We start from the raw sequence: 7,662 nt of genomic DNA, 5'->3' as shown, positions 1-7,662 counted from the left end.
TTTTCTCCCCCTTCTTCTTTGTGCGGATTCGGCTGCCATCGTACATGTATGAATAAGAAGAAGTCGTGAATTCCTTCTTAATGATGGATACATAACAATTTATTATCTGTGGATAACTATTTTTTGCAAATGTCGCATTCTGTATGTAGTCCCAGACCTTTTTCGACAATATCCACAAAAAACGCGAGGTGGTTTTCCACACCTCTTAATAAATGTCCACAATTTTATCCACAGGCTGTGGATAAAGATAATTGTATAATAGAGTTATCCACGGGTTAAAACAAAGATATGATAGCAAAAAAAGCGGTGTGCCGCAATGATTTTTTATTACTTATCCACAAAGTCTACAAGTTGTGGGGCTATAATATTCACAGCACTAGATTTTGTGAATAACCTTATTTCCCGCCTGTCGACAAAATTCACGGGAAATAAAAGTTGTTCACAATCGAGTTGGGAAATAGAATGGTGTGGATAAACAAGAGCTTTATTGAAGCGACTTGACATTTGGGGAATTGAACTATATAATAATCTAGACTGTCTATTGAAATGGGCGGAACCTTCACGAGGAGGTGGAATATTTAATGAAACCAACATACAATCCCAATAACCGTAAACGTAGTAAAGTTCACGGCTTCCGCGCGCGTATGAGCACAAAAAACGGCCGCAAGGTTATTGCGAACCGTCGTAGAAAAGGAAGAAAAGTACTGTCAGCTTAAGGCCACTCGATAGTGGCCTTTTCTACAGTTTGGCAAGTTCTATAAATTTGAACGAGTTTAAGGAAGTGTACCCCTTGTATCGGGAGAATCGTCTGCGAAAAAATGAAGAGTTCCAGGAAGTATTTAAAAAAGGCAAGTCCATTGCTAACCGGCAGTTTGTCGTTTACTTCATGGAAAAGAAGGATCAGGATTCTTTTCGGGTAGGTGTGTCTGTCAGTAAAAAGATGGGCAATGCCGTCACACGGAACCGCATTCGAAGATACATTAAAGAAGCAATCCGGGCTCGTACTGATGAAATGAAACCTTCCTATGATGTTATCGTAATTTGCCGCTTGCCCGCTGTCGAGCTGGAGTATGCGGAGTTTCGCGACAGTCTTTATCACTGCTTGAGAAAGGCCAAGCTGTTCACAACCAGTAAGAAACAGGGGAATATTTCGTGAGACTCGTTCAAAACTTTTTCATTTCTACTATTAAGTTTTATCGTAAATGGTTATCACCGTTGAAACCCCCTACGTGCCGGTTTTATCCAACTTGTTCGCAATATGCGATTACAGCAATTGAACGATACGGCCCGCTACATGGTGGGTGGATGGCTTTCAAAAGAATTTTGCGGTGCCATCCTTTCCACCCGGGTGGAATTGACGAAGTTCCATATAAAGATTGTAGAGAAAATACATAGCTGCAGGGAGGAATTGTTCTTGCTATCACGGCGCGCTAAAATTACGTTGCTCGTACTGGGCATAGCCCTGCTTACTGCCGGGTGCAGTGCGGCGAACCCGAACCACCCCTTGCCAATAAATCCGAACGGCGGAATATGGGACCGATATATTGTTTTTCCGCTGTCCTGGTTGCTGCAGCGTTCGGCTGAAACTTTTGGCGGAAGTTACGGGATTGCTATTCTTATTGTAACCATTCTTGTTCGCCTGGTTATTTTACCGCTTACAATCAAGCAGACCAAAAGCCAGAAGAAGATGCAGGAATTGCAGCCTGAGATGAACAAAATTAAGGAAAAGTATAAAAATGATCCGCAGAAGCAGCAGCAGGAAATGATGAAACTTTACCAGCTGCATGGTGCTAATCCGCTTGCGGGATGCCTGCCGATTTTTATACAGATGCCTATCCTGCTTGGGTTTTATCATGCGATCATTCGGACAGCCCAAATCAGACAGCATGATTTTCTGTGGCTGCAGCTCGGTGCAAAGGATCCGTATTATATTCTCCCGGTTCTGGCCGGGCTGACAACGTATTTGCAGCAAGTAATTATGATGCGGTACAACCCTGCCATGGGCGACAATCCGCAAATGAAAATGATGACGTATGTGATGCCGGTTATGATTTTTGTAATCGCCATTTCTCTTCCTTCTGCACTGTCGCTGTATTGGGTGTATGGGAACATTTTCACAACAATTCAAAACTATTTCCTCTATAGAAATAGGGATACCGGAGCGGCTCCAAAGGGAGGCGTTAGCAAGTGAATACGGTGATCGCAACAGGCAAAACCGTTGAGGATGCAATTGCCCGCGCGCTTCGACAACTGGGGGCCAGTCGCGAACAGGTTACGTTCCGTGTGCTTGAAGAACCGAGCAAAGGATTCTTTGGTCTAATCGGTGTACGAGAAGCGAAAGTGGAAGTCACGATAGTGGAGCATGAACAACCCAAACAGAAACAGCCAGTAGGCATTCCAGTTGTTAAGGCTGAGGTGCAGGAAACTAAACAGGAAGAAAAACAGCCTGCAGCTGCAATGCAGTCCGATGCAGCTGAGGCTGTTTCCTCCGATTTCACCAAAAAGGATGCCTTTGAGGAAGGTCGGAAGTTTCTCGAAGAAATACTTCAAACGATGGAGTTGGATGCGAGAGTTGAAGAAGTAACGAAGGACGGAACCCGGGTATTGACCATTGCTGGCGAAGGCATGGGCCTCATTATAGGGCGACACGGCCAAACGTTGGATTCTCTGCAGTATCTTGTGAATATTGTTGCGAATCGTTATTCCGATAAACGTATCCACATTGTTGTGGATGCGGAGAATTACCGGGCAAAGCGAAGAGAGTCTCTTCAACAGATGGCTGAAAGATTAGCCAGGCAGGTTAGCCAATCACGCAGATCGGTACGCTTGGAACCGATGTCTGCGACGGAGAGAAAAATTATTCATAGCTATCTCCAGGGCCGGGGAGGAATCGAAACCCACAGTGAGGGTACGGAACCGAATCGGTATGTGGTCATTGGCTATAAGCGAAAATAAGAAAATAAAGTTATCCACAAGCCTCTCGTTTAGAGAGGTTTTTTTGTCAATAAAGAAATAATATGTTACGTTAAGGTGTTAAATTAATTGTTGTTTTTTAAATGGGGACCGTATGGTCCCCAAAATGCTAAAGAAAAACATCGCGAGGCAATGCCAGCTCCTTTCTTTCCCCTTTAGGAGCGTCTGGAACAGAGGGCGAAAAAGACCGGCAACCTGTCTCCATCACCCCGATACCCGGATGTTGCACCTAAACGGAATAAAAGAAATCTAAGGTCATTGCCTGCGCTTACGCTTGCCACTGACCAAGATTCCCTAATGCCGGTCCGCCCGTCGTGACAGAAAGCGGCCGAAAAAACTTCTGCGGGGGGAAAGGACAGAGCGGCATGTCCGCGGTGTTTATTCTTATTCTCAAATATTGTGTAAGTATGGTATTCTATACATTTAGGGAAAGCTTTAAAATAATATGCTTTTTTGCGTGGTGAATAGGATGGAATTTGATACAATTACAGCGATCTCGACACCGCTGGGTGAAGGTGGCATTGCCATTATTCGCGTCAGCGGCCCTCAGTCGATCAAAGCTGTGGATAAAATATTTAAAGGTCGGCATTCGTTATCCACTGTGGATAGTCATACCATTCACTATGGCCATCTTGTTGATAAGGAAAACAATGTAATAGAAGAAGTTATGGTTTCTGTAATGCGCGCCCCCCGGACATTCACCAGGGAAGATGTGGTAGAGATTAATTGCCATGGGGGAATCGTTTCTGTTAACCGTGTTCTGGATCTCGTTTTGGAGCAGAATGTGCGACTCGCAGAACCGGGAGAGTTTACAAAACGGGCTTTTTTAAATGGGCGCATCGACCTTTCCCAGGCGGAGGCGGTCATTGATTTGATTCGGGCCAAAACAGATAGAGCGATGAAAGTTGCAGTTGGCCAGGTGCAGGGTAAGCTATCACAACTGATCAAACAACTGCGCCACCAGCTTGTGGAATTGATGGCCCATATTGAAGTCACTATTGATTATCCGGAACATGATGTGGATGAATTAACAAGAGGGCTGTTGTCGGAAAAAAGCCGCTGGGTGCAAAGTGAAATTCAAAAACTTCTCCAGACTGCGGCACAGGGCAAAATATTACGGGAGGGCTTGTCTACCGTAATTGTTGGAAGGCCAAACGTGGGAAAATCTTCGTTGCTTAACAGCCTGCTGCAGGAGGCGAAGGCAATCGTAACGGATATTCCGGGTACAACTCGTGATATTATAGAAGAGTATGTGAATATAAGAGGAATCCCACTGCGGCTTGTGGATACGGCCGGCATTCGTGAAACCGAAGATATCGTAGAAAAAATCGGTGTAGAAAAATCCCGCGAAATGCTTGGGAAAGCCGATTTAATTCTTCTGCTGCTTAATTATGGTGAAGAGCTTACCGAAGAAGACAGAGAGCTGCTGGGGCTGGTGAACCAGATGAACGCCATCATCATTATAAATAAAACAGACTTACCGCAAAAAATTAACATGGAAGAAGTGAAGGGGCTTGTCTCTGAACTTCCGCTTGTTACAATGTCTGTGAAGCAGGAAGAGGGCATTGATCAGCTGGAAGAAGCCATAGCCCGCATGTTCTTCTCCGGACAGATACAAAACGATGATTTAACGTATGTAAGCAACGCCCGTCATATTCAACTGCTTAAGGAAGCATCCGCGGCTATTGGCGAGGCATATGAAGCGGTGGAAAGCGGTCTGCCTGTGGACATGGTTGCTTTTGATATTCGCAGGTCATGGGAGCTTCTTGGAGAAGTTGTGGGAGATACCGTGAGTGAAGATTTGATAGATCAGATTTTTTCCCAATTTTGCTTAGGGAAATAGCAGGCGTTTACCACGCCAGAGGAGGAAACAAAAAGTGAGTTACCAAGCAGGTGAATTCGATGTTATTGTCGTTGGGGCCGGACATGCGGGCGTGGAAGCAGCGCTTGCAGCCGCGCGCATGGGTACATCTACACTCTGCCTAACGATTAATCTAGACGCGGTGGCCTTTATGCCGTGCAATCCATCAGTAGGCGGGCCGGCTAAGGGGCATGTTGTTCGGGAGATCGACGCACTTGGCGGAGAAATGGCCCATAATATCGATAAAACGTATATTCAAATGCGGATGCTTAATACAGGAAAAGGGCCGGCTGTGCATGCACTGCGGGCACAGGCAGATAAGTTTTCGTATCAGCATACAATGAAGCAAACGATGGAAAAAACGGAAAACCTAACGCTTCGCCAGGCAATGGTGGAACGTTTAATCATAGAAGACGGGGAATGCCGCGGTGTAATCACAAATACAGGCGCGCAATACCGGGCCAAAGCCGTCGTCATTACCACTGGCACATACCTGCGGGGAAAAATTATTATTGGTGAACTTCAGTATGAGAGCGGGCCTAATAATATGAAGGCATCGGTCAAACTGGCTGAGCACTTAAAAGAATTAGGGTTTGAACTTGTCCGTTTTAAAACCGGAACGCCGCCGCGGGTGCATAGTGATTCGATTGATTATAGCAAAACTGAAATTCAGCCAGGTGATGATGTCCCACGAGCTTTCTCTTATGACACAACCGAATTTCTGCCTTTAGACCAGCAGCTGCCATGCTGGCTAACATACACAAGTCAAGATACGCAGGAACTCATCAATAGCAACCTGCACAGGGCGCCAATGTTTTCGGGAGCTATTGAAGGAACAGGCCCACGTTACTGCCCTTCCATAGAGGATAAGATTGTTAGGTTCAGCGACAAGCCGCGCCATCAGATTTTTCTTGAACCGGAAGGCCGAAATACGGATGAAGTATATGTACAAGGCCTGTCCACCAGTATGCCGGAAGAAGTGCAGCTTGGCATTCTTCGTTCTATATCCGGTCTGGAGAATGTGCGGATGATGCGCCCTGGTTATGCGATTGAATATGATTCAATTGTTCCTGACCAGCTATGGCCATCACTTGAAACGAAGAAAATACCGGGTCTATTTACGGCCGGACAGATCAATGGAACATCTGGCTATGAGGAAGCTGCCGGGCAGGGGTTAATGGCAGGCATCAATGCGGCGCGCAAAGTGCAGAGAAAAGAGGCTGTAATTCTGGACAGATCTCAGGCCTACATTGGCGTTCTGATTGATGATCTGGTTACAAAAGGCACCAACGAACCTTATCGTCTCTTGACCTCGCGTGCGGAGTACCGTTTGCTACTTAGACACGATAATGCTGACCTTCGCCTAACGGAAATCGGCCATGAAATTGGCCTTATTAGCGATGAACGTTATGAGCGCTTTCTCAAGAAGAAAGAGGAAATTGAAAAGGAAAAAGAGCGGCTTGAAAATGCAAAAATAACGCCAACTCCTGAAGTACAGGCCATGCTGCGCCAAGTTGGCTCGAAAGAACTGGACAATGCATACAGCGCGTATACGCTGCTTAAACGTCCAGAGGTGACTTATAGCCATATCTCAGCGCTTGTACCTGCAGAAACTCCTGTGCTGGAGGATGTGGCTGAGCAGGTAGAAATCCAAATCAAGTATGAAGGATATATTAAGAAGCAGCTGCAGGCTGTAGAGCGGCTGAAAAAAATGGAGAAAAAACGCATCCCTGAAAATCTTGATTATATGAATATTCATGGTCTGGCTATGGAAGCAAGGCAGAAACTGGATAAGGTGAAACCACTTTCCATTGGCCAGGCTTCCCGCGTCTCAGGCGTAACACCGGCGGATATATCCGTGCTGCTTGTTTACCTTGAATCATACCGCCGGGTGGCGAACTAGGGGAGAAATAGATGGATGCACGAAAGCTACAACAGCTTGCCGCTGAGCATGGTATAACCATCACGGAAGACATGCTTGCGCAGTTTGAGCGGTATTATGAGCTGCTTATTGAATGGAATGAAAAAATGAACCTGACTGGCATTACCGAGAAGAAACAAGTATATGAAAAACATTTCTATGATTCGATAACACCTTCTTTTTATTATGATTTCACAAAAGTTGGAAGCATGATAGATGTGGGTTCAGGTGCAGGGTTTCCCGGTATTCCGCTTAAAATCTGTTTTCCTGCTCTTTCGCTTACCGTGCTTGATTCCTTAAAAAAGCGACTGCTTTTTTTGGAAGAGGTATGTAAGGAGTTAAAGCTTCAGGATGTGACTTTCCTGCACAGCAGGGCGGAGGATGCCGGGCAAAATCTTGCTTACCGGGAAACATTCGATCTGGCAACTGCCCGTGCCGTTGCCCGGTTAAATGTACTCGCGGAGCTCTGCCTGCCACTTGTGAAACCGGATGGCGCCTTTCTTGTGATGAAAGCTACCGGGATAGAAGAGGAGCTAAATGAAGCAAAGAAGGCTTTAAAAAAGCTGGGTGGCCGTACAGAGAAGGTGGAAAGTTTTCAACTTCCAGAGGAAGAATCAGATCGGAACCTTATTATTGTACGAAAGCATGGGAAAACGCCGTGCGCGTATCCGCGAAAAGCTGGAACGCCAGCTAACAGCCCAATTTTATAAGCTTTGATATAGAATGTAAACAGCCGGGAAACCGGCTGTTTGTTTTTGCTCAAAAAGATGTGCTGGAGAGGATAGGATGAAAAGGATCACAAAAGGGAAAGAACCAAAAATCGATGAACACCACAACGCTTCTAACGAAGCATCCGGTTTTTCATCCCACTTCCAGTTGTTTCACGTGGAACAGGGAAGGAGAAAGC

Annotated in this window: 8 protein-coding genes; all 8 read left to right on the top strand. The window is 45.8% G+C overall.

Annotated features, from left to right (window positions below; genetic code table 11):
- Nucleotides 1-581: 581 nt before the first annotated feature.
- The gene (gene rpmH, locus PP175_RS25195) at nucleotides 582-716 is read left to right on the top strand and encodes a 50S ribosomal protein L34 (RefSeq protein WP_272440918.1); all 135 of its coding nucleotides are present in this window, start codon (nucleotides 582-584) and stop codon (nucleotides 714-716) included.
- Nucleotides 717-790: 74 nt separating this feature from the next.
- On the top strand, nucleotides 791-1,156 hold the full coding sequence (gene rnpA / locus PP175_RS25190) for a ribonuclease P protein component (protein WP_272440917.1): 366 nt from the start codon (nucleotides 791-793) through the stop codon (nucleotides 1,154-1,156).
- Complete coding sequence (gene yidD, locus PP175_RS25185) at nucleotides 1,153-1,395, top strand: membrane protein insertion efficiency factor YidD (protein WP_272440916.1); 243 nt, start codon at nucleotides 1,153-1,155, stop codon at nucleotides 1,393-1,395. Before rnpA ends, yidD begins: the two co-directional genes overlap by 4 nt.
- Before the next feature lie 19 nt (nucleotides 1,396-1,414).
- Nucleotides 1,415-2,191 carry a membrane protein insertase YidC gene (gene yidC / locus PP175_RS25180; protein WP_334314181.1) on the top strand — a complete coding sequence of 259 codons (777 nt, stop codon included), beginning with the start codon at nucleotides 1,415-1,417 and terminating at the stop codon, nucleotides 2,189-2,191.
- Entirely contained in the window at nucleotides 2,188-2,955 is a 768-nt protein-coding gene (gene jag / locus PP175_RS25175) for an RNA-binding cell elongation regulator Jag/EloR (RefSeq protein WP_272440915.1), read from the top strand. Before yidC ends, jag begins: the two co-directional genes overlap by 4 nt.
- 487 nt (nucleotides 2,956-3,442) lie before the next feature.
- Nucleotides 3,443-4,816 carry a tRNA uridine-5-carboxymethylaminomethyl(34) synthesis GTPase MnmE gene (gene mnmE, locus PP175_RS25170; protein WP_272440914.1) on the top strand — a complete coding sequence of 458 codons (1,374 nt, stop codon included), beginning with the start codon at nucleotides 3,443-3,445 and terminating at the stop codon, nucleotides 4,814-4,816.
- A 34-nt stretch (nucleotides 4,817-4,850) separates the two neighbouring features.
- On the top strand, nucleotides 4,851-6,737 hold the full coding sequence (gene mnmG, locus PP175_RS25165; RefSeq protein ID WP_272440913.1) for a tRNA uridine-5-carboxymethylaminomethyl(34) synthesis enzyme MnmG: 1,887 nt from the start codon (nucleotides 4,851-4,853) through the stop codon (nucleotides 6,735-6,737).
- 11 nt (nucleotides 6,738-6,748) lie between these two features.
- Nucleotides 6,749-7,465 carry a 16S rRNA (guanine(527)-N(7))-methyltransferase RsmG gene (gene rsmG, locus PP175_RS25160; RefSeq protein ID WP_272440912.1) on the top strand — a complete coding sequence of 239 codons (717 nt, stop codon included), beginning with the start codon at nucleotides 6,749-6,751 and terminating at the stop codon, nucleotides 7,463-7,465.
- Nucleotides 7,466-7,662 lie beyond the last annotated feature (197 nt).

Origin of the sequence: Aneurinibacillus sp. Ricciae_BoGa-3 (genome assembly GCF_028421645.1) — a bacterium.
Taxonomy (GTDB): domain Bacteria; phylum Bacillota; class Bacilli; order Aneurinibacillales; family Aneurinibacillaceae; genus Aneurinibacillus_B.
Note: the sequence above shows the minus strand (reverse complement) of the source record. Positions and strands in the feature narration are given on the sequence as shown.

Excerpts from the sequence above, each read along its gene's own strand:
- rpmH (WP_272440918.1), top strand. The coding sequence starts at position 582 with ATGAAACCAACATACAATCCCAATAACCGTAAACGTAGTAAAGTTCAC.
- rsmG (WP_272440912.1), top strand. The coding sequence starts at position 6,749 with ATGGATGCACGAAAGCTACAACAGCTTGCCGCTGAGCATGGTATAACC.
- mnmE (WP_272440914.1), top strand. The coding sequence starts at position 3,443 with ATGGAATTTGATACAATTACAGCGATCTCGACACCGCTGGGTGAAGGT.